The organism is Bifidobacterium myosotis, assembly GCF_002259745.1.
GTDB classification, from domain to species: domain Bacteria; phylum Actinomycetota; class Actinomycetes; order Actinomycetales; family Bifidobacteriaceae; genus Bifidobacterium; species Bifidobacterium myosotis.
The window spans coordinates 122,185-143,065 of sequence record NZ_MWWW01000016.1 but is presented as its reverse complement, the minus strand read 5'-3'; the positions used below and the strand labels follow the sequence as shown (position 1 = coordinate 143,065).

At 64.7% G+C, this 20,881-nt stretch carries 11 protein-coding genes and 1 other RNA gene; 3 read left to right on the top strand and 9 right to left on the bottom strand.

Annotated features, from left to right (window positions below):
* Nucleotides 1-441: 441 nt before the first annotated feature.
* The 8 genes from BMYO_RS08140 to ffs all read right to left on the bottom strand — a co-directional run bounded on the left by BMYO_RS08140 (nucleotide 442) and on the right by ffs (nucleotide 11,730).
* Nucleotides 442-1,959: a formate--tetrahydrofolate ligase gene (locus BMYO_RS08140; protein WP_094667983.1), complete on the bottom strand. Its 1,518-nt coding sequence runs from the start codon at nucleotides 1,957-1,959 to the stop codon at nucleotides 442-444.
* A gap of 160 nt (nucleotides 1,960-2,119) precedes the next feature.
* Nucleotides 2,120-3,721, bottom strand: coding sequence for a C69 family dipeptidase (locus tag BMYO_RS08135; protein WP_094667982.1), 1,602 nt, complete (start codon nucleotides 3,719-3,721; stop codon nucleotides 2,120-2,122).
* 255 nt (nucleotides 3,722-3,976) lie between these two features.
* On the bottom strand, nucleotides 3,977-4,531 hold the full coding sequence (locus tag BMYO_RS08130; protein ID WP_094667981.1) for a YbhB/YbcL family Raf kinase inhibitor-like protein: 555 nt from the start codon (nucleotides 4,529-4,531) through the stop codon (nucleotides 3,977-3,979).
* A gap of 114 nt (nucleotides 4,532-4,645) precedes the next feature.
* On the bottom strand, nucleotides 4,646-5,800 hold the full coding sequence (locus BMYO_RS08125; RefSeq protein WP_094667980.1) for a DNA polymerase III subunit delta': 1,155 nt from the start codon (nucleotides 5,798-5,800) through the stop codon (nucleotides 4,646-4,648).
* Nucleotides 5,797-6,492, bottom strand: a complete 696-nt coding sequence (tmk, locus tag BMYO_RS08120; RefSeq protein ID WP_094667979.1) for a dTMP kinase — start codon at nucleotides 6,490-6,492, stop codon at nucleotides 5,797-5,799. Before tmk ends, BMYO_RS08125 begins: the two co-directional genes overlap by 4 nt.
* Nucleotides 6,493-6,864: 372 nt before the next feature.
* Nucleotides 6,865-9,933: a type I DNA topoisomerase gene (topA, locus tag BMYO_RS08115; protein WP_169834100.1), complete on the bottom strand. Its 3,069-nt coding sequence runs from the start codon at nucleotides 9,931-9,933 to the stop codon at nucleotides 6,865-6,867.
* A gap of 129 nt (nucleotides 9,934-10,062) precedes the next feature.
* Nucleotides 10,063-11,298 carry a phosphatase PAP2 family protein gene (locus BMYO_RS08110; protein WP_094667977.1) on the bottom strand — a complete coding sequence of 412 codons (1,236 nt, stop codon included), beginning with the start codon at nucleotides 11,296-11,298 and terminating at the stop codon, nucleotides 10,063-10,065.
* A 335-nt stretch (nucleotides 11,299-11,633) separates the two neighbouring features.
* Nucleotides 11,634-11,730, bottom strand: an RNA gene (ffs, locus tag BMYO_RS08105) — signal recognition particle sRNA small type.
* 321 nt (nucleotides 11,731-12,051) lie between these two features.
* Between ffs and BMYO_RS08100 the strand changes: the two genes are divergently transcribed.
* Nucleotides 12,052-14,367 carry a transglycosylase domain-containing protein gene (locus BMYO_RS08100; protein ID WP_420807301.1) on the top strand — a complete coding sequence of 772 codons (2,316 nt, stop codon included), beginning with the start codon at nucleotides 12,052-12,054 and terminating at the stop codon, nucleotides 14,365-14,367.
* Nucleotides 14,368-14,485: 118 nt separating this feature from the next.
* Here BMYO_RS08100 and leuA read toward each other — a convergent pair whose 3' ends face one another.
* Nucleotides 14,486-16,402 carry a 2-isopropylmalate synthase gene (leuA, locus tag BMYO_RS08095; protein WP_094667975.1) on the bottom strand — a complete coding sequence of 639 codons (1,917 nt, stop codon included), beginning with the start codon at nucleotides 16,400-16,402 and terminating at the stop codon, nucleotides 14,486-14,488.
* A 341-nt stretch (nucleotides 16,403-16,743) separates the two neighbouring features.
* Here leuA and BMYO_RS08090 point away from each other — a divergent pair, with 341 nt between their 5' ends.
* Nucleotides 16,744-19,206 carry a PASTA domain-containing protein gene (locus tag BMYO_RS08090; protein ID WP_094667974.1) on the top strand — a complete coding sequence of 821 codons (2,463 nt, stop codon included), beginning with the start codon at nucleotides 16,744-16,746 and terminating at the stop codon, nucleotides 19,204-19,206.
* A 96-nt stretch (nucleotides 19,207-19,302) separates the two neighbouring features.
* On the top strand, nucleotides 19,303-20,850 hold the full coding sequence (locus tag BMYO_RS08085) for a metallophosphoesterase family protein (RefSeq protein WP_169834099.1): 1,548 nt from the start codon (nucleotides 19,303-19,305) through the stop codon (nucleotides 20,848-20,850).
* Nucleotides 20,851-20,881 lie beyond the last annotated feature (31 nt).

Genomic DNA, 20,881 nt, shown 5'->3' with positions numbered 1-20,881 from the left:
CCAGCCGCTCACCTCACCTACGGGAAGCCCACCGGTCTCCCCGCTTAACGGTGCAGGGTGGCAACTCCTAGCCGGCGCCCTTGCAGAGGGGCTTTCTCCGTTGCGAGGGGTACATTGGCGCATCCCCCGACATCTATCTGCGTTGCAAGGGGTACCCCAACAGCGAAACCCCGAGTATCACCGCTGCAATATCAACGGTCATACTCGGGGTTTCCCGTATCAGGTACCCCTTGCAACGCAGATACCATTCCGCAGACGCAAGAATGTACCCCTTGCAAGCCAGTTACCTCACCTCAATACGCCTTAGCGGGCGTTCTCCGTTACGAGGGGCTGTCCATACAAGAAATCCGGGGTCTGACCGCCGATATTGCAGCAGTCAAACCCCGGATTCCATCATTTATCAGCCCCTCGCAACGCAGATGGACCCGCCGAGATGCGCAATCACACGATCTTCGGCATCGGGGTGGTGAGCGACGAGGTCAGGTTCACATGCACCAGACCGGCGCCGGCGTGCACCTCCACCTTCTTGAGCGTCACCGTACGCTCCCCCTCCGGGGCGCGATCGTTGTCGGTCATGGTCGCAGGCGACTTGACCGCCACCAGCGCCAGATCGTCCAGCGAGATGCCGGCGGACTGGCATAGCTCCATCGCGTCGGACATGGAATCGGTGAAACCGGGCTTGTACACCACGCGATCGGCCGGCACACCGTAGGCATGCTCGGCCACCCACTTCACGTTCTCGGTCAGGGCCATGCCCTTGTGCGAATGCGGTTCGGCCGGCATGGACCCATGCTCGAGCACATCCACGAACCCGTCGAGCTGCGGTGCCAGCGCCTCGCCGCCGTCACGGAACAGGTTGCCGATGATCGGGGTGCGGAAGCCCAGCTCGGCTGCGGTCTCACGCAGGGACGGAATCTGGTCGTCCTCGCCATCCCACAGATTGACCAGCGGGAAGGTGGGAATATCCAAGCCCTCGAGACGCTCCACATGGAACGGATAGCGCCAGGCCAGATCGGGGTCGTCGCGCCATGTGGAGGCGCGGGTGACGACCACGGCGGCCGACGGCCACTGCGCCCCGAACTCACGGCATGCGATGTCCAGCCACTTCTGCGCGCCGGCATCGGTGCCGTAGCCGGCTTCGACGATGACCACGTCGTGCAGCGCGCAGGCCATCTCCACGGAGACCAGCGTCGGGATGCCGATGGACACATTGGCGAACGGACCACCATGCACGTAGACTGGCGAACCGTTCACGGTCTCGGTCAGAGCCGGCTTGACCGCATCAGCCAGAATGCCGGTGATGCGCCACAGGTCGATGAACTCACCGAAAGTCACGGCCTTGCCGTCCTTGGTGCCGGCGATCATCCTGGACACACGCTCGCCGATCTCGTCCATGGAACGCGAAAGCACCACGATCTGCATGAGCTCGGAGGTAGGCGTGAGCACCACCTTCTCCGCCACGTTGCCCTTGCCGTAGTCCACGGCGATGGAACGCAGCGAGCGGCTCGGCACTTCGGAGACGCGCGGCACGAGCACGGTGTCGAGCTTGCCGTCGTCGATGGCCTTCTCGGCGAAGGAGACGAGCAGGTTCTGCGCAGCCGCGATGGCGCCCATCTCGCCGCACAGACCCCAGTCGATGAGCTCGGGATGGGTCAGGGATGCCTTGCCGCCTCCGGACGCGCCGCCCTTGGAACCGGCGGCGGTGATGCCCATGCTCGGCTGGCGCAGCACGGCGGCCGCATCGATGCCGCGCTTGTTGAGCGCGTCGATGAGGGCGATGGTGGTGGTGGTCTTGCCCTCGCCGCGGCTCGCCTTGAGCGGGGTGTCCGCCGTGACGAGCACGACCTTGCCGTGCTTGCGCGGGGCGTCCGGGTTCTCCGCAAGGTACTTCAGATAGCCGAATGCGTCGATTTTCTTGACCAGTCCGTACTGGCTGGTGAAGTCTGCAATGGTGGTCATATAAAGCCTTTCTGTGTTTGTGGGGGGCAGTCCATATCTCAGCTCCCCTCTGTGAGGGGAGCCGCCCGCGAATCGGACTGAGGGGAAGTCCTTCAGCAAACGCTCCCCTCAGTTCCATTTCGTTCGACAGCTCCCCTCAAAGAGGGAGCCAGATAACGGACTAGAAATCGGACATGTGGAAGCCGTTCTTCATCTCCATGCTGCGGGTGTACAGCACGGAGTCGAGCAGCTTCTCGGTCTCGGTCTTGAGCTGGTCGGCCATGGTCTGGTTGGCGGCGGCGAGGATGCCACGCACTTCGGGGTTGCGCACGGCGGCGATAATCTCGTCCGGGTCCATCGGCTGCACGTCGCCGTCCACGTTGTCCGCCTCGAATTCCTCCTCGGCGGCCGACTGTTCGGCCTCCTCGGCGGCGGTCAGCCCCAGTCGGGCCACCTGCTCGTCGGTGGCGGCCACCAGACGATGCCCCATCGCGCCGGTCTTCTCCTGATAGCGTTCCACGGCGTTGGAGGTGGAGCGGAAAGCGCCGTCGCACAGGGCCGCGATGATGCGGTTGGCCCAGTAGAAGTTCTCGGAGGTCACACGGGTGGTGGTGTCCTCGAGGTAGGCCGGAGTGGAGTCCACGTTCGGGAAGAACGGCACCAGCGTGTTGAACGGGTTGGAGCCGTATGCCATCCACTGAATCGCGCGCGAGGCCTGCGGCCGGTACGGGCGGATCTGCATCACCGCGAGCTGGCTCTGACGGTTGATGCCGATCGTGCGGTACATGTGGCGCGTACGCTCGTCGCCGAGCTGCCCGTACGGATCGAACGGCGTGCCCTGGTAATGGGAGGACAGCACGTACTTGATGTCCTCGATGGTCACCTTGCGCTCAGGCTGGCGGGCCCACGGGATGTCATCGGATTCCGGCTTGTGATCGGCGTCCGGACCGTCCCACACCTCGTCGTACGGGTTGAGGAAGCGCTGCATGTACCAGGCGCGCGGGGTGTTGTAGACATGGTCGGAATCGGAGTGGGAGCCGAAGGCGTCGCGCGGGTTGAACGGCGTGGTGTTCTCCACGGCGAGGTCCAGATGATTGGCTTCGATGAACTCGGCGAGGTCGGCGGAGCACATGTGGTCCTCCTGATCGCCGAGCGCATCGGCCAAATCGAACTCGTCGATGCCCAGCTGGTTCGGCATGGTCACGTACGCCTCGTCAGGCACGCGCTTGGCGATCCAGTGATGGCCGCCGACGGTTTCCAGCCACCAGATCTCGTTGGAATCGGAGAAGGCCACGCCGTTCATCTCGTAGGTGCCGAACTCCTCGAGCAGCGCGCCGAGACGCTCCACGCCCTCGCGCGCGGTCTTGATGTACGGCAGCACGATGGTCAGGAAGTCCTCCTCGCCGATACCGCCGGGCACTTCGGGCTCGTCGCCCTTGGCCGGCGTGTATTCGACGAACGGGTCGGCGCCGAGCACGCGCTCGTTGGTGGTCAGGGTCTCGGTGGCGCTCATCGCCACGTTCGCCTCGTTGACGCCGGCCTCGCCCCAAATGCCCTCCTTGAGGTCGGCATTCGGCACGGCGGTGTACTGCAGCGGATCATCGGGCAGGGTGATGGTCAGGTGGGAGATCACCGACTTGTACTCGCGCGGCTGCTCCTCCGGCTTCACGACGATGAAGCGCTTGGGGTTGAACTCGCCGTTCGCGGAATCCTCGTTACGGGCGATGATGGTCGAGCCGTCGTAGCTCGCGTCCTTGCCTACCAGAATCGTGGTGCAGGCCATAAGTTCGATGCATCCTTTCTGTTGTCTGTGTGTCCGGCCCTTCCGACGAGGGACCGTCGGGCGCAGTGAAACCGGGAGAAATCCAAGCGGCAGCGCCCACGTATCGTCGATCGTCTCGCCCCCTCCGGCGCGTACGTCGCCTGCGCGACCCGCGCGAATGGGGATATGCCGCCCGCAGGCGCCAATCATCAGGGGACGATGTCCATTCCGGCTTCGGTTCCGGCGTCTATCCCGCCGGAACCGAGGGACTGAGGCTCACGCCTTGCCGGTAAGGAAGATGCCGTCCGTCTCGGGGGTCTCGCCACTGTTGCGAAGCGCGTGCAGCAGCTCGTTGAGCCAGAATCCCTGATTAAGACCGGGCAGCGGGTTCTTGGTGGCCCAGACCTGCAGGTAATACTCGTGGTCCTTGTCCGGCGGCTGAGGACCGTTGTACCGCATGGTCACGGCCGGGTCGTTGTCGCGGCCGAGGAACTTGGATGCCGACGAGTTGCGGCCCTGCACGGCTTCGGGAATCATGGCCGGCAGCTGACGGGAGAAGTCCGGCGGAATGGCCAGCGCATGGGAATCGTTGAAGTCGTACATCAGCGCATCGATCGGCAGGTTGGCCACCGACCAGTGAATCCACTCGAACCCGCATACGGGGATGGAATCGGGGTCCACGAACTCCCAGTGCAGATAGCGCGCCTCGGGGCTCACTTCGTCGATGTAGAACGGGAAGGAGACGACCGGTACGCCGCCGTTGAAGTACGCAGGCGCCGCGGCCTTGGCAAAATCGTCCGGGATGACGGTGAAATCGGCGGAAATCTTCATAAACTCCAGTGTAACGCGAGCCGTGTTACCGACGATCGTCCCCGCTTCGCCAGCGGACTGCGCGCGCCGATCCCTTCGACAGGCCCGCAGCTCCCTTCGGCAGGCCGATACGCATCAGACGGGAATCAACGCGCAGAACAGGGCCTCGAACACCAGCAACGGATTGCCGTTGCCCGCCAGTCGTTTGCGGGCTCGCGCCACCTCGTCCAGCCGCGTCACCGCGCCGGCCCGGTCCAGCCGCACGGACAGTTCGGTGATGGCCGACCGGTTCTCCAGATTGATGAGCCCGACCGCATCCTCCGCATTGTTCTGCAGTACGGCCACGTCCCGGTAGATGGAGGCCACGGAGTTGAGCGCGCGGTCCAGTACGTCGCGCGTGCGGCGGGTGACCATACGCTTCACATCGTCCTTTTTGGCGATCTGGTTATAGGCGCCGCGCAGCTTGGGGGGAATGCGCTCCCCCTCCTTGAGCCCGTTGATACGGCGGAATTCCGCTTCCTGGGCCGCTGTGGTGCGCGCCGCATCCGCTTCGGCCTGGGCCTTGGCGTTGTCCGTCAGACTGCCGGCGAGCAGCACGGCGTCCGAGGCACGAGCGAGGTTGAGCACGCCGACGACGAGCTCGTCGCGGTCGGACATGACCCGCTCGTCCGTGGCGTACAGCTTGGCGATGCCGATATGGCCCTCGGACAGGCGCGCCGCTCGTTGGGCGATCTTCGGCTCCGCGCCGGTGTTCGACACCAGGAAATCCGCGACCGCCGCAGTGGACGGCACGGCGAGGTTCACTACACGGCAGCGTGAGCGGATGGTGGGCAGCACGTCCTGCGCGCTGGGGGCGCACAGCAGCCAGATGCAGCGTTCGGCGGGCTCTTCGATCTCCTTGAGCAGCACGTTCGTGGTGCGCTCCAGCATACGGTCCACGTCCTCGATGATGATGATCCGCCATGGCGCGGTGGCCGGCATCTGTTCCGAGGTGGTGATGATCTCACGCACCTGATCGATACCGATGGTCACCTTGTTGGTGGCGAGCACGGTCACATCGGGGTGTGTGCCGGCGAGCACTTGCCGGGTCACGCGGGTAGGTTCGTCGCCCATGCCGCGGTCCGGGCTTTCGAGCGCGGCCGCAAACGCGCGCGCCATGTTGGACCGGCCCGATCCGGGAGGCCCGCAAATCAGCCACGATTGGGCAATCTGGCTCGGCTCTCCCTGCGCGATGCGACTGAGCATATCCACCACGGGCTTCTGGCCCACCAACGAATCCCAAACGCTCATCGGACCGTCTCCTTGAGCAACGCGTCGATATCTTGTCGAATGGCCTGCCATACCTGCTCGATGGACTGGCTGGCGTCAATCACGCGGAATCGGTCCGGTTCAGCCGCCGCCAAATCAAGAAATGCCTGACGGGTGCGGTTCTGGAAGTCATCGCCGGCGGATTCCATGCGGTCTTCGGCGTGTTGGAGACGGTTGTGGGACAGCGCCGGATCCATGTCCAGCAGGTACGTGCGGTCCGGCAGCAGGTTGTTCGTGGCCCACATGCTCAGATTGCGGATCTCCGCTGCGGTCAGCTCGCGTCCGCCGGCCTGATAGGCGAGCGACGAGTCGAGATACCTGTCCGTGATGACCACTTCGCCGCGCTCCAACGCCGGGCGAATCGTTTCGGCCACATGCTGGGCTCGATCCGCAGCGAACAACAATGCCTCGGCACGCGGGGCGATGTCGGCCGGAACAGAGGCGGAATCAGCCGAGCCGCCGGGCGCCGCCGAAACGGAAGCAGCATTCGAGGGCTCTTCAGCCACGCCATGAAGCAGCAGCTTCCGGATGGCCCGTCCGAGTGCGGTACCGCCCGGCTCCCGCGTGACCACCACCGTGTGGCCCCGCGCCTCAAGCCAACCGCGCAACCGCTCGACCTGCGTGGTCTTTCCCACGCCGTCGACGCCTTCGAAGGAGATAAACAGACCGGTCATAGCATCGACATTACCGGTAGGCGCCGAGCTGGCGGCTCAGCCGGGACCGCAAGCCCCTTGTGCGGCCTATTGCAGGTCAACATCCTGGCAATTCCACAATATCCGCCGGTACCTTCGCAGTATCTCCGTTGCAAGGGGTACATCTCGCATCCCACGGACAGCTATCTGCTTTGCAAGGGGTATCTCAACCCGGCAAACCCAAGTACAATCGGCGACATTTCGCCAGATATACTCAAGGTTTCACGGTTGAGGTACCCCTTGCAAAGCAGATAGCTGTTTGCAGAGGGGCGAATGTACCCCTTGCAAGCGAGATATCCACCCAATCAGCCATCAACCGCTGATCGCCCAGCCTCGCCGACCGATTCAGCGGCGCTAGTGGCGCTGAGGCTTGGCGGCGACCACGGCGGGGCGCTCGTACCCCTCGTTGGCGGTGAGCCACTCCACATCCTTCTTCACCGTGGCGGGCGTGGAGCCGATCTTCTCGGCGATGCGCTGGTTGGCCCAGCCCTTGTCGGCGAGCTTCTTCACCTCGGCGCGACGCTCGGCGCGCTTGGCCTCCTGAGCGGACACGGCCGACGATGCGGCTTTCTTCGTAGCGCCCGTGGCGGCGGCCTTGGCCCCTCGTCCACGCCCGCGCCCACGGGTGGACGGCCCGGCGGCGCGTTTCTCGGCAAGCAGACGGAACGCATCATCGGGGGTGATGGTCTCAGGCGTGTACTGGCGAGGCACGGTGCGATTCGTTTCGCCATCGGTGATGTACGCGCCGAAACGGCCGTCCTTGATGGTCACGTTCTTGCCGGTGGCCGGATCGGTGCCGAGCTCGCGCAGTGGCGGCTTGGCGGTGCCGCGACCACGGCCACGCCCGTACTTGGGCTGGGAGAACAGTTCCTTGGCCTTGGCCACGTCCACCGTGAAGATCTCGTCCTCGGAGGCGAGCGACCGGGTCTCCGACTTGCCGTCGGCTCCGGTCTTCGACAGGTACGGACCGTAGCGTCCGTTATTGGCCGTGACCGTGCATTCGGACACCTCACCGGTTTCGGCGTTGGTCTCCTCGTACCGTCCCACCTCGCGCGGCAGACTCAGCAGCTTCAGTGCGTCTTCCAGCGAGAGCGATTCCGGACTCATCGTCTTGAACAACGAGGCCATCTTCGGCCGCGGCGCATCGGCGGCGGCCTTCTTGGAGCCTTTCTTGCCGGCCGTGGCCGTCCCTGCACCCGCAGCGTCCGCCCCAGTCGGCGGAATAAGCGCCACATACGGCCCGAATCGGCCGTTGCGCACCTCCACGGTGCCGCCACTGACCGGGTCCTTGCCCAGCTCGCGCGGCCCGCCGGAATGATTGTCGATGAGATCGCGGGCCACCTCCACGGTGAGCTCGTCCGGCGCGATGGTGTCCGGCAACGATGCGCGCTTCGGATTGCCCTCGGCGTCCATGTGTTCCATGTCCTCAAGGTACGGACCGTAGCGTCCCACACGCACATGGAGCCCGTCGCCGATATCGATGGTGTTGATGGCGCGGGCGTCGATTTCGCCGAGCTGGGCCACCTGCTGCTGCAGGCCCTCGTGCGCCTCGTCGGCATTGCGCGCCGCGCCCTCGCCGGATCCGAAATAGAAGCGGGTGAGCCAATCACGGCCCGATTCCTCGCCATGCGCGATGCGGTCGAGCCCGTTCTCCATTTCGGCGGTGAACTGGTAGTCGACGAGCTTGGGGAACTTGGTCTCAAGCAGTTTGACGACCGAGAACGCCAGCCAGCTGGGGATGAGCGCGCGGCCGCGCTCGTACACGTACCCGCGATCCATGATGGTGGAGATGATGCTGGCATACGTGGACGGTCGGCCAATCTCCTTGGCCTCAAGCGTCTTGACCAGCGTGGCCTCGGTGTAGCGGGCCGGCGGCTGGGTTTCGTGCCCGTCCGGCTCCACTCGGCTCGCCTCGACCCGCTGGCCCACGGTCATCGGCGGCAGCGAAGCGTTGCTCTCCGAAGCGTCCGCTCCGGCCTTGCCATTCGCGGCACCGGCGGCAGCGGCGGCACCAGCGGCAGCGCCTTCGGAGGCACCCTGCTTCGGCCTGCGCCCCTCGCCCGTGGCCTTCATGAAGCCGGGGAATTCGATTACCGTGCCGGACGCCTGGAACACGGCCTCGCCGTCTGCGGGACCGGTCGGCGCGCTCAACCGCACGGTGGCGGTGGAACCGGTGGCATCCGCCATCTGGCAGGCGAGCGTGCGCTGCCAGATCAGCGTGTAGAGGCGCAGCTGGTCCACTGGCAGCTTGGCGGCCAGCTCATCCGGATCATGGAAACGCGAGCCGGCCGGTCGGATGCATTCGTGGGCCTCCTGCGCGCCGGCGGTCTTGGTGGCGTACTGCTTGGGTTCGGCGGAAAGGAACCGGTCGCCGAAATGATAGGAGACGGCGTTGCGGGCGGCGGCGATGGCCTCCTGCGAGAGGGTCACCGAATCGGTTCGCATATACGTGATATAGCCGTTCTCGTACAGGCTTTGGGCGGCGCGCATCACGGCACGGGCGCCCATGCCGAGCCGGTTGCCGGCGGTCTGCTGCAACGTGGAGGTGGTGAACGGCGGCTGGGGGCGACGACGGTACGGCTTGGTCTCCATGCTCATCACCGTGAACGGGGCGCCGCGCAGCACGCCGGCGAGCGCGGTGGCGGACGCCTCGTCCAGCTGACGCACGTTGTCCTTAAATCCGTCGGGCGTAAGCTTGCCGTCGGGGCCGAAGTCCTTGGAGCCGGCGAGCCGCTTGCCACCGAGCGAGACCATGCGGGCGGAGAATTCGGCGCGCTCCCCGGAGGCGTCGGGCGCGGCCAGTGTGGCGACGATGTCCCAGTACGGGGCGCGCCGGAACGCCATGCGTTCGCGCTCACGCTCCACGATCAGGCGGGTGGCCACGGATTGCACGCGGCCGGCGGACAGCCCCGGCCCCACCTTGCGCCACAGCACAGGGGAGAGCTCGTAGCCGTAGAGGCGGTCGAGGATGCGCCGGGTCTCCTGCGCATCGACCATATGACCGTCCACGTCACGCGTCTTGCCCAGAGAGGCGCGGATGGCGTCTTTCGTGATCTCGTGGAACACCATGCGCTTGACTGGCACCTTGGGCTTCAGGGTCTGCACGAGGTGCCACGCGATGGCCTCGCCCTCGCGATCCTCATCGGTTGCGAGGTAGAGTTCGTCGGCCTTCTTGAGCGCCGATTTGAGTTCGCTGACCGTGTGCTTCTTATCGCCGTCCACAATGTAATACGGCTTGAATCCGTCATTGACGTCCACGCCGAACTTGCCGAACTTGGCCTTGTCCGTCGCGGGCACCTGACTGGGCTGGGCGAGGTCGCGAATATGGCCCACTGATGCCATGACGGTGTACCCCTTGCCCAGGTAGTCACCGATCTTGTGGGCCTTGGTCGGGGACTCCACAATCACGAGTTTGGTAGCCATACCCACTCCTTAATGCCTTCTCCCGAAACACACGATGTTTCTGGCGTCATAATAATCACGAACGGTGGTCAACCGCCAAATTCAGGGGTCGGGGCGAGCTCGCCCACCGGCGCGGCGAACGCTGCGGCGTCAGCGCGCACGGGACGTCGGCGGGGCCGGCGGCGCGCCGATCAGTCCGATGCGGCTCAACGGCGCCGCGGTGATCTGCCGCAGTGCCAGCACCAGTCCGAATGCCAGCGCAGACAGGCCGACGATGCCCGTCACCGCGCTGATGATCGATCCCGACACCGCCCAGCTGGCGCTCACGCTTAGCCCCGGAACCACCTGCCACACCACGTACGCGGCGTAGACGATCAGCAGCAGTCCGCCGGTGATGAGCACGCTGCCCACGATCTGCACGCTCACCGAGGAGACACGGCGGCCGGGCACGTCCATGCCGGAGGTGCGCGTGAACGCCATGACGATCAGCGTCAGCCCCGTGACCAGCAGAATCGACATGGCCACGTCCGAAGCGCGGTGCCACTGCCCCACCATCACCGAAACGCCCACCAGCGACGACCAGACCACACCGGCCACCGCGGCCAGCGCACGGGCCGCGCGCGGCACGGTGAGCAGCAGAATCGCTGTGGCGGCGACGGCCAGGATGGTATGGCCGGACGGTGCGGAATTGACCGCCGGAGACGCCGTGTTGATGATGAACGGGCGCGGCAGCACGCCCTTGAGCCCTGTGGAGGCAAGGCACGCCACAGCCAGCACAACCGCCTGGCCCAACAGCCACCAGCGGCGGCGCACGGCCGCGCAGACCAAGCCGATGGCGGCCAGCACGCAGCTCACCGCAATCACCAGCCATGACTGGGCCACGGCATCCATCAGTCCGGCGGCCCACGACGGCACGCTCTCGGGCAACGAGGCCCAGATCAGTTCGTCATATGATTGACCGTTCTCGGTGTGGACGCAGGCCCACCACACGCCAAAGCCCAAGGCGATGAGCAGTACGCCGAACACCACGCACAGCACACGGCTGGAGACGCGCGGACGCACTGCGAGCGGGTCCAGCCGGGCCAGACCACGGTCGATGTCGTCCGGCTCGATGGCGTTGATGCCAATACCGCGACCGCCCGATGCGGAGGTCCCGTCGAATCCGGCCGCACCGGCATTGCCCGCCGAGCCCGCGCCGGAAGCGCCCGTGAACGATCCGCCTCGACCGGTCAGCCCCAAGGATGCGGCCGTGGCATGGTTTCGGGGATCGGGGCCGAGCGCGGCCAGCGGGTCGTCGGCCGGGGGCCGCAGACCGCTCCCGTCGCCGCCTACCAGATTGTTCGATGCGCGCGGATCGCGAATGGTGGGGTACTGCTGGTCATTCATAGATTCGACTGTACGGCCGTATCCCGGACAGCGCCCCGCCCGCCCGTCATGCCGCACCCAAATCCGCACAATTATCAACGACTACTAGCGGCGCAAACCACTAGTGTCCGTCGGAAATTCGTTAATTGCAGGACGAGCTGGCCCGCGGACTGAGAAGCGGGACTGAGGGGTAGTGAATTCGTCAACGAGCTTCTGGTGCAGGATACTAGGCCGCGCACTGGTAAACCGGGCAACCGGGAAATACCAAAAGAGCGAACCGATACAGACTGAGCCTATGGGCCGGGGCCACGAGTGCTGCGGCGTCCGCGGCCCGGCTCGACCCGAGTCTCCAGAAGAAAGGAAAACCTCCACGCACCCGCCAGAGGCCACTTACCCTTGCTGCATTCCTGCCCTGGGGGAGTTGGGTGACGTAGCGCCGCATGGAGGCTTTGTTTAGTGTATGGAAACGGGTGGACCATCGCAAGTCGTGTGTCAAAGAGCCTGCCGGAATACGCTGAAAGCCGCAATATACAGCCGATATTCAGGCAACACGCAGACACACGCTCATACATGTGCGCAAATGTGAGAATTCGGCGGAAATACGCACTTCGCACCCAAGTGGTTACGTTCACGCCACTTGATTGTTCAAGGCCAACGGTTACGGTGGAACGTATGGCTTCATATCAACGTCGTGCGCACGCGCAGGATCAGGGCCCCGCCAGGAGGCAGCCCCGCACCGCGCAAAGCAAGACCTACGGCACCGCGGACGCCGGCATGCGCGCCACGCGTGCCGCAGGCACCGGCACGCACCGTCCCACCAGCCACAAGGCACCCAAGCGCAAGAGGAACGGCGGCAAGCGGCCGCATCGCGTACTGAAATGGGTGCTGGGCATCTTCTTCGGCCTGATCGGCCTGGGCGTGCTGACCGGGTGCGCCGCATTCGCATACCTGTACACCACCACCGAGGTTCCGCAGCCCGAGAAGTTCGCGCTGGCGGAGAAGACGACCGTCTATTACGCGGACGGCACCACACCGATCGGCTCGTACGCCGAGCAGAACCGTCAGATCATCTCCTGCGAGGGGCTGCCGAAGTATCTGGGCAACGCCATCGTCGCATCCGAAAACCGCACCTTCTATACGGACCGCGGCGTGGACCTCAAGGGCATCGCCCGCGCCTTCTGGAACAACGTGACCACCGGCACCCGTCAGGGCGGTTCGACCATCACCCAGCAGTATGCCGAACGCTACTATCTGGGCGAAACCACCACGTATGTGGGCAAGGCCCGCGAGGCCGTGCTGGCGCTGAAGATCGCACAGACCGAGTCCAAGGACGAGGTGCTGTGCAACTACATGAACACGATTTATCTGGGCCGCAACTCCTACGGCATCCAGGCGGCGGCCAAGGCCTACTTCAACAAGGACGCCAAGGATCTGACGCTCTCCGAAGCGGCGATGATTGCCGGCATCATCCCCTCCCCCTCCACCTGGGACCCGGCGGACGACCCGACCATGGCCCAGCAGCGCTTCAAGCGCGTGCTCAGCATCATGCAGGAGGACGGCTACATCACCGCCAAGGAGAAGGCCGCGGCCCAGTTCCCGACCACCGCCCCGGTGGCCCAGCAGAACGAATACTCCGGACCGACCGGCTACCTGCTCGACATGGTCGAGCGTGAGCTGGTGCAGTCCAAGGCCTTCACCAAGGAGGAGCTGGCGACCGGCGGCTACAAGATCGTCACCACCATCGACAAGTCCAAGCAGGACCTCATGCAGCAGATCGGCGACACGCGCCTCGCGGACATGCCCGCCACGCTGCAGGTCGGCGGCATCGCACTGAACCCCAAGACCGGCGCCGTGGTGTCGGTGTACGCCGGTTCGGACTATCTCACCAAGCAGCTCAACAACGCCGATCAGGCGCTGTTCGAGCCCGGCTCCACGATGAAGCCGTTCGCCCTGCTGGGGGCGGCGCAGTCTGGCGTGAACTTCAACACGCTGTTCAACGGCAACTCGCACCAGCACTTCACCGGCATCAGCGCCGAGGTGAATAACGCCCTCGATAACAACTGGGGATACATCAACCTGTACCAGGCCACCGCCAACTCGGTGAACACGGTGTTCATGAACGTTAATGAGCATCTGACCCCGCAACGCACGGCGGCCATCGCGCACGAGGCCGGCATCGCGGGCGAGATCGACGAGAACTCCATGTACAACGTGCTGGGCATCAACGCCCTGACCGTGTGGGATCTCGCGCAGGGCCACGCCACCATCGCCAATAACGGCGTCAAGAACACCATCCACATGGTCGACCGCGTGATTGACGCGAACGACAAGGACCTCTACAACGCTCCGAACGAGAACGAGAAGGTGTTCGACGCCAACGATTGCGCCCTCGTGCAGAAGGCCATGCAGGGCACCACCACGTACGGCACCGCGGCAGGCACGTCCACCATGCTCGGTCGCCCCATAGCCGGCAAGTCCGGTACCGCCAACGACGAGAAGGCCGCCTCCTTCGTGGGCTATACGCCAAGCATGCTGAACGTGTGGGCCATCTGGAATCCGGACGACAACGGCAATCCGCAGGTGGTGCCCGCCTTCTCCGGCTACGGCGTCTCCTCCACCGGCTACCCGGCGCATCTGTTCCAGGAGTACATGTCGCAGGCCCTGCAGGGCACCGAGGTCGAGCAGTTCCCGACCGCCAAGGATTCCGGCAAGATCGGTGGTTCCGACGGCACATGGGGTCTGGGTCGCGGCTCTTCGTCCTCGTCCGGTTCAACGTCCGGCCAGCAGAACTCCGAAGCCGACAAGGACAAGTCCGACACCGATTCCGGCAAGCAGCAGGATCAGCAGTCCGGCACGACGACCGCACCGGACCAGCAGGCCCAGGAACTTGCCAAGCAGTGCCTCGCCAACCCGAGCTATTCCAGCGAATGCCCGAACTATCCGGGTGCCAATGATCCCGGTCAGGGTGACGACCCCAGCGCCGACGACCCCGGCAGCACCGATGGGCCGAGCTACGACGTGCCGGTCCAACCGGATGAGGAATCACCCTTCGCGCCCGGCGAAATGAATTCCTACGCGACCACTGAGTAGTAATAGCCTTGGCTTCCAAAGCCCACAACCAATGAGGCGCCCGCCTTCCATCTGGAAAGCGGGCGCCTCATTTATATCCGCGGCCGGATACGAACGGCCAGCCGAGCGGCCTGTTCATTCAGCGGTTGCGCTGGGAACGGTTGATGGCGGAGATGATGGCCTTCAGGGCGCTGGTGGTGATGGACGAGTCGATGCCCACACCCCACACGATCGGCGCGTCATCGCCGTCGCCGACCTGGCATTCCACGTAGGAGGCGGCCATGGCATCGGTGCCCACGGACATCGTGTGCTCCACGTAGTCCATGATCGAGGCGTCCACCCCGAAGTTCGAGATGGCGTTGAGGAACGCGGCGATCGGGCCGTTGCCGATGCCGGAGACCTCGCGCTCCACCGGCGTATCCACGCCGACATTCACGCCACGGTCGAGCAGACGGGCCTTGAGCACGGTGTCGGAGCCGTCCTCGCCGGAGCTGACGGACACCTTGAGCAGCTTGAGACGGCCCCACGGCGCCAGCGAGGCGTCATGCGTGTCGCCGACCACCACGCCGGCGGCGGTCATGCCGGACTGCTCCACCGGCAGGTACTCGTCCTTGAACAGGCGCCAGATGTCCTCGTCCTTGACTTCCTTCTTGGTGTCGTCGGCGTACTTCTGCACAATCTTGTCGAACTCCACCTGCAGACGCTTGGGCAGATCAAGGTTGTGGTTGGTTTTGAGCAGGTAGGCCATGCCACCTTTGCCGGACTGCGAGTTGACACGGATGATGGCCTCGTACGTGCGGCCGATGTCCTTCGGATCGATCGGCAGGTACGGCACAAGCCATACGAAGCTGTCCAAATCGGCGCCGGCGCGCTCGGCAGCCACCTGACGGGCCTCGAGACCCTTCTTGATGGCGTCCTGATGCGAACCGGAGAACGCGGTGAACACGAAGTTGCCGGCGTACGGATGGCGCTCGGAGATCTTAATCTGGTTGCAGTACTCGACGGTCTTGCGGATTTCGGGCACGTTGGACAGGTCGAGCTGCGGGTCGATGCCCTGCGTGAGCCAGTTAAGGCCCAGCGTCACCAGATCGACGTTGCCGGTACGCTCGCCGTTGCCCAGCAGACAGCCCTCGACGCGATCGGCGCCGGCGAGCACGGCAAGCTCGGTGGCGGCCACGCCCATGCCCTCGTCGTTGTGCGGATGCAGGGAGAGCACCACGGAATCACGGTCGTCCAGATGGGTGGAGACGTACTCCACCTCGTCGGCGAACACGTTCGGCGTGGTCATCTCCACGGTGGCCGGCAGGTTGATGATCATCGGGTGCTCGGGGGTCGGCTTGATCACGCCGATCACGGCGTTGCACACCTCGACCGCGTACTCCGGCTCGGTGCCGGTGAAGGATTCCGGCGAGTACTCGTAGTACAGGTCAATGCCCTTGGCCTCGGACTCGAGGTGCTTGCACAGCTCGGCGGCGTCGGTGGCGAGCTTCTTGATCTCTTCCTTGTTCTTGCGGAAGACCACTTCGCGCTGCAGCACGGAGACGGAGTTGTAGAAGTGCACGATCGCGCGCTTGGCGCCCTTGAGCGCCTCGTAGGTGCGGCGGATGAGGTGCTCGCGGCACTGGGTGAGCACCACGATGGTCACGTCGTCCGGAATCAGCTCACGCTCGATGAGCATGCGGATGAAGTCGAAATCGGTCTCCGAAGCAGACGGGAAGCCCACCTCAATCTCCTTGAAGCCCATGGAGACCAGCAGATTCCAGAAGCGCAGCTTGCGCTCGGAATCCATCGGGTTCACCAAGGCCTGATTGCCGTCGCGAAGGTCGACGGAGCACCAGCGCGGCGCCCGCTGCAGTCGCTTGCCCGGCCACGTGCGCTCCGGGTAATCAAAGGGGACCTGCTTGTCGTAGGCGACGTACTTGGTGTACGGCATACGGCTTGGCTTCTGCGGATCGCCGATGAATCGTGCCGGAGGCAGCAGCGGGTCATTGTTCCCTCCATTGGATGCCGCGGCAACCGCTGCAAGATCAAAGACGGATGATTGATCCTGACCCATTGTTCCTCCCTTGTATGTGGATTGATTCCTGAATGGATAAGTCGTTTACGCACACGTAACATGCGCCTTTTTCTATCCTAGCTGCGGCCCATTCCAACACCCCGCGCATCTCACAATATGCCTGAATCATCCGCGTTCCCCGGGATGCCGGCCTCGCTACACTAGTGGTTCGTCCTGCAATTGTTTGAGTGGGGGGTATCGGCCTTCGGCGAGGGGTTGGCGGAAGCTGACGGTGGGAGAGGAATGGAAGCCGCAATCCTCGATCATTTGTGAGATAGACCACTAGGATTGGAGATGTGTGCGGGAGCGGAAGGCTCACGCCATGAGAGAAGAAGCAGTCCATGTTCTGTACCTCCTGCGGAAAGTCCAACGACGATTCCGCCAAATTCTGCACGTCCTGCGGCGCGAGGCTCGAGAAGCCGGTCGCCGCTCCAACAGCGGTATCCACCGGCGCCCAGCCTCCTGCGCCAGCGGCTCCTGCGGCCTCGGCAGCACCGGCGACCCCGCCGACTCCTGCAGTACCGCTGCCCGGCAACGCAACGCCCACAGCCAAGCCAACGGCATCGACGCCCGTCGTACCCGCACCGGCTGTGCCGACACCCACGGCAGCAACCGGAACGACCACGGTATCATCTGCAACCGCGCCGGTTTCCGGAGCCACCAACGCCACCGCAACCGCCACCACAACCGCCACCACGGCGACCAAGCAGTCGCCGAACAAGCTCATCATCGCCCTGGCCTGTGTGCTGGCCGTCATCGTGGTGGCCGGCATCGCCCTGTTCGCCACATGGAAGGCCGAGCTGTGGGGAGGCAAGACGCTGCCCGACCCCGCTTCCCTCGCGCAGCCGGCCGCGGCCAAGGACGGCAAGTCCGCCACCATCAAGGCCAAAGACGTCACCGACGCGCTGAAGCTCAAGGGCATCGACGCCAAGACCGAGAAGGTCTTCTCCGGCAAGGAATCCGGCGCGTTCCTCGGATACGCCGGCGCCAAGCAGGGCGAACGAGTCTCCGCCGGTACCACGGTCACGGTCCAAGAATCGGCCGGCCCCGGCGTGCCGAAGGACACGCTCGGCAAGAAGCCCGAACAGGTGGTCGAGACCCTCGCCGACATGAACGTGCCCGTCCACTACAAAAAGGTCTACGTCTCGGACACCAAGACGAAGCCCGAAGGCACCATCGTGGCCACCTATCCTGAAGCCGGCACTGCCGTGAAGGACAGCGAGAAGGACAAGGGCATCTACGTGGGCGTCGCCACCAAGGGCGACTCCGCCATCCCGGTGGACGTGCTCGGCCAGGACATCGACTCCGTCAAGTCCAAGCTGGAGGGCGAGGGCCACACGGTGACCGTCAAGCAGAAGTTCTCCTCCAAGGATTACGTGGGCAAGGTGGCCGGCTCCGAACCGGCGCCCGGCTCCTCGCTCGACTCCAACGACGACGTGACCCTGTACGAGGGTGTGGACGCCAAGGATACGCAATCCGTGATGGGCCAGCAGTACGACTACGGCAGCACCAAGTACTCCACCGTGCGCAACAACGCCGGAGCCATCGCCGGCACCTACTGCAAGTCCGACGGCTCCTGCCTGACGCTGAGCAAGTCCAGCAACGCCTTCTCCAAGTCCGAGGATGGCTCCGGTTCGGCCGGCGGCAACGGTTTCATGGTGCTCAACGATCAGGAGCCCAGCAATTCGGTCGATCTGCTGGGCCTGACGAACGTCTGCCAGGACATCAGCTGCTCCGTCATCAAGCCCGGCAACGGCATCAGCGAAAGCACCATGCCGCTCAAGAACCACCTCATCACCAAGGATTGGGGCATGTTCGAGCTGTACGCCGGCCAAGGCATGAAGAACTGCGGTTCCACGGTGATCGGCAGCGGCGGCAGCGCAGGTCCCGGCCCCTCCTGCGACAACGGCAAGACCTACGAGATGAAGGACTTCCTGGTCTACTTCCCGGCCGGTTCCGACCTGAAGTCGCTGGAGGACAGCGGCTACTTCGACGCCGACGCCCTGGCCGCCGCCAAGAAGCAGAAGGCCGTGGACACGAACCGCCCGTTCATCCTGTTGCGCGACCGTTCGCAGTACAAGGAGACCAGCGTGTCCGCCTCGGGCGACGGCGTCAACCCGTTCGTCCCGACCAGCGAATATGCCAACGGCGGCAAGAGCGCCTTGGTGGGCATGAAGCCCGCGCCGAGCGACGCCACCGTCTACTACCTGTCCGAGCAGGGCGGCGACCTCGACTGGGACTCCCTGCCCGACGCCGAGGTCAAGGGTGCCGACAAAGCGGCCAAGTCCTCGAACGATTCCGGCGATTCGTCCGACAAAGCCGATAAGGCCGACACCGCCCTGTTCAAAAACATCGCAGGCCAGTACCGCTTCTTCTCCACCGGCAATGGATCAGCGTTCATCGACATGACCGTGAAGGATGATGGCACGTTCACCGGCGCGGCGGACTCCGCCGACCTCAGCACGGGAGAGCCGACATACAAGGCACCGCGCGTCAAGTATCCGTTCCACGGCAAGTTCTCCTCCATCACGAAGAACAACGCCGGCGGCTACGACCTGCAGTGCGACGCCACGTCGCTTACGTGGGAGAAGGAATACGGTGACACGAGCGGCATCAGCCCGTGCGGCAAGTGGCATTGGTACCCGGCCGGCACGCCGTGGTCGTCCATGGCTTCAGGAGATAAGGTCCAGTACGCCCTGAGGTTCGGTAGCCAGCTCCTCGGAGACTCCGACTCCTACCAGTCGAACCTGCTCTACGATGAGGACGCCGAACGTTCCGCCTTCTACCCCTACACCCCGCAGTAGATTGGAAACAACATGCGGTGAACGCGGGTGATATGGCCTGTGCCGGTCCTGTGAACGGACCGGCACAGGCCATATCCGTCTTCTACACTGGGAGCCATGACAAGCTTGCGATTCCGCGAAGACGGCAGCTTCCGCGTGCTGCAGATGGCCGATGTTCAGGACGGCCCCGACGTGCAGCCCGATACCATCCGACTCATCCGCGAGGCCATCCGCACGGCCGACCCTGATCTGGTGGTCTTCACCGGCGATCAGATCCGCGGCTACGACCCCGCCTACATCGACACCTTCCTGCGCCGCCGCGGCGAACAACCCGGCGCCCGGGTGCGTGCCGTCACCGAGCTGGAAGCCAAACTGCGTGGCATCAAGCGCCACATCGTCACGTCTGAGACCGCCGGGATTGGGGATGCGCATGACGCGCATGACAATTCCGAGGCAACCGATGCAGCCGATCCGGCCGGCATCTCTGGCATCCCCGACGGCACCGTCCCGCAGGACACGCCTCACACCAGTTCCACGCTGGTCTACTCCACCCAGTCGCCGCAACCCGTCGAGCAGCCGCAATCAGAGCCGCGCACAATGGACGAGCTCATGGATGACACCCGCGAGAAGGTCCGCCGCACATTCCACGGATTCCTCGGTCCGATCGTGGAGGCCGGCGTGCCCTTCGCCGCCACGTACGGCAATCACGACTTCCAGTGCGGCATCCTTGCCGACGAGCAGGACGACATCTACCGCGAGTTCCCCGGTTGCCTGAATCCGGTCGATAGCATCGAGCCCGGCACGTTCGCGCTGCCCATCGAATCGTCGGACGGTTCCGGTCGCGTGGCCATGTCGGTGATGATGGTCAATTCAGGCGATTACGCCACCGAATCAGGCCAGCCCGGCGCCCCGAAGGAGCGCGACGGCCAATACCCGGCGTACGTGGTCAACTCCCGCGGCCTTGATCTGGCCGACTCGGACGGCTACGGCACCCCGACCCCCGAGGCCCTCGCATGGCTGCGCGACGTGCAAACCGAGCTCGGCGAGCGCAACGGCGACGGCAAGCCCGTCCCCGCCATAGCGTTCCAGCACATCCCCCCGCAGGAGTTCTACGACTGCCTCAAGGAGGTGCCCGCCTGGACGCCGAACGCGGTGGAGGGCGCGCGCACCCACGCCGGTCACTGCTATGTGCTCGACCACACGGTCTGCCGCCCCGGTTCGCGCCTTGGCGAGGCCATCGGATGCGCCGACGAAAACGTGGGCGAGGTGGATGCCCTGCGCGAGGCGGGCGGCTATTTCGCCCTGTTCTGCGGACACGACCACAAGAACGCCTTCGTAGGCCATGTGCATGGCCTTGACCTGGGTTACGCGCCCACCTGCGGCTTCGAGTGCTACGGCCCCAAATCACGCTACCGCGGCATCCGCCTGTTCGAGTTCCGTGAGAACAATCCGGCCGGCTACGTGACCCGCATGCTCACCTGGGGAGATCTGGTGGGCCGCTACTCCAGCAACGAGGTGCGCGTCTGGTTCGAGGACCACTGCGTCACCGACGCCATCGGCATCCGCAACGAGCTGCGCCGCCCGCAGGTCTTCGCCGTCCTCGCCGGAGCCCTGAGCCTCGGCTTCCTCGCCGTCGTCCGCTCCCTCATCAAGCCACGGCGGTAGCGACTTCCCGCGTTCTCGAGTCAGTCGTTGT

What these genes read in the sequence shown, in the direction of transcription:
- BMYO_RS08140 (WP_094667983.1), bottom strand. Translation starts at nt 1,959, where the DNA reads ATGACCACCATTGCAGACTTCACCAGCCAGTACGGACTGGTCAAGAAA.
- BMYO_RS08135 (WP_094667982.1), bottom strand. Translation starts at nt 3,721, where the DNA reads ATGGCCTGCACCACGATTCTGGTAGGCAAGGACGCGAGCTACGACGGC.
- BMYO_RS08130 (WP_094667981.1), bottom strand. Translation starts at nt 4,531, where the DNA reads ATGAAGATTTCCGCCGATTTCACCGTCATCCCGGACGATTTTGCCAAG.
- BMYO_RS08125 (WP_094667980.1), bottom strand. Translation starts at nt 5,800, where the DNA reads ATGAGCGTTTGGGATTCGTTGGTGGGCCAGAAGCCCGTGGTGGATATG.
- tmk (WP_094667979.1), bottom strand. Translation starts at nt 6,492, where the DNA reads ATGACCGGTCTGTTTATCTCCTTCGAAGGCGTCGACGGCGTGGGAAAG.
- topA (WP_169834100.1), bottom strand. Translation starts at nt 9,933, where the DNA reads ATGGCTACCAAACTCGTGATTGTGGAGTCCCCGACCAAGGCCCACAAG.
- BMYO_RS08110 (WP_094667977.1), bottom strand. Translation starts at nt 11,298, where the DNA reads ATGAATGACCAGCAGTACCCCACCATTCGCGATCCGCGCGCATCGAAC.
- BMYO_RS08100 (WP_420807301.1), top strand. Translation starts at nt 12,052, where the DNA reads ATGCGCGCCACGCGTGCCGCAGGCACCGGCACGCACCGTCCCACCAGC.
- leuA (WP_094667975.1), bottom strand. Translation starts at nt 16,402, where the DNA reads ATGGGTCAGGATCAATCATCCGTCTTTGATCTTGCAGCGGTTGCCGCG.
- BMYO_RS08090 (WP_094667974.1), top strand. Translation starts at nt 16,744, where the DNA reads ATGTTCTGTACCTCCTGCGGAAAGTCCAACGACGATTCCGCCAAATTC.
- BMYO_RS08085 (WP_169834099.1), top strand. Translation starts at nt 19,303, where the DNA reads ATGACAAGCTTGCGATTCCGCGAAGACGGCAGCTTCCGCGTGCTGCAG.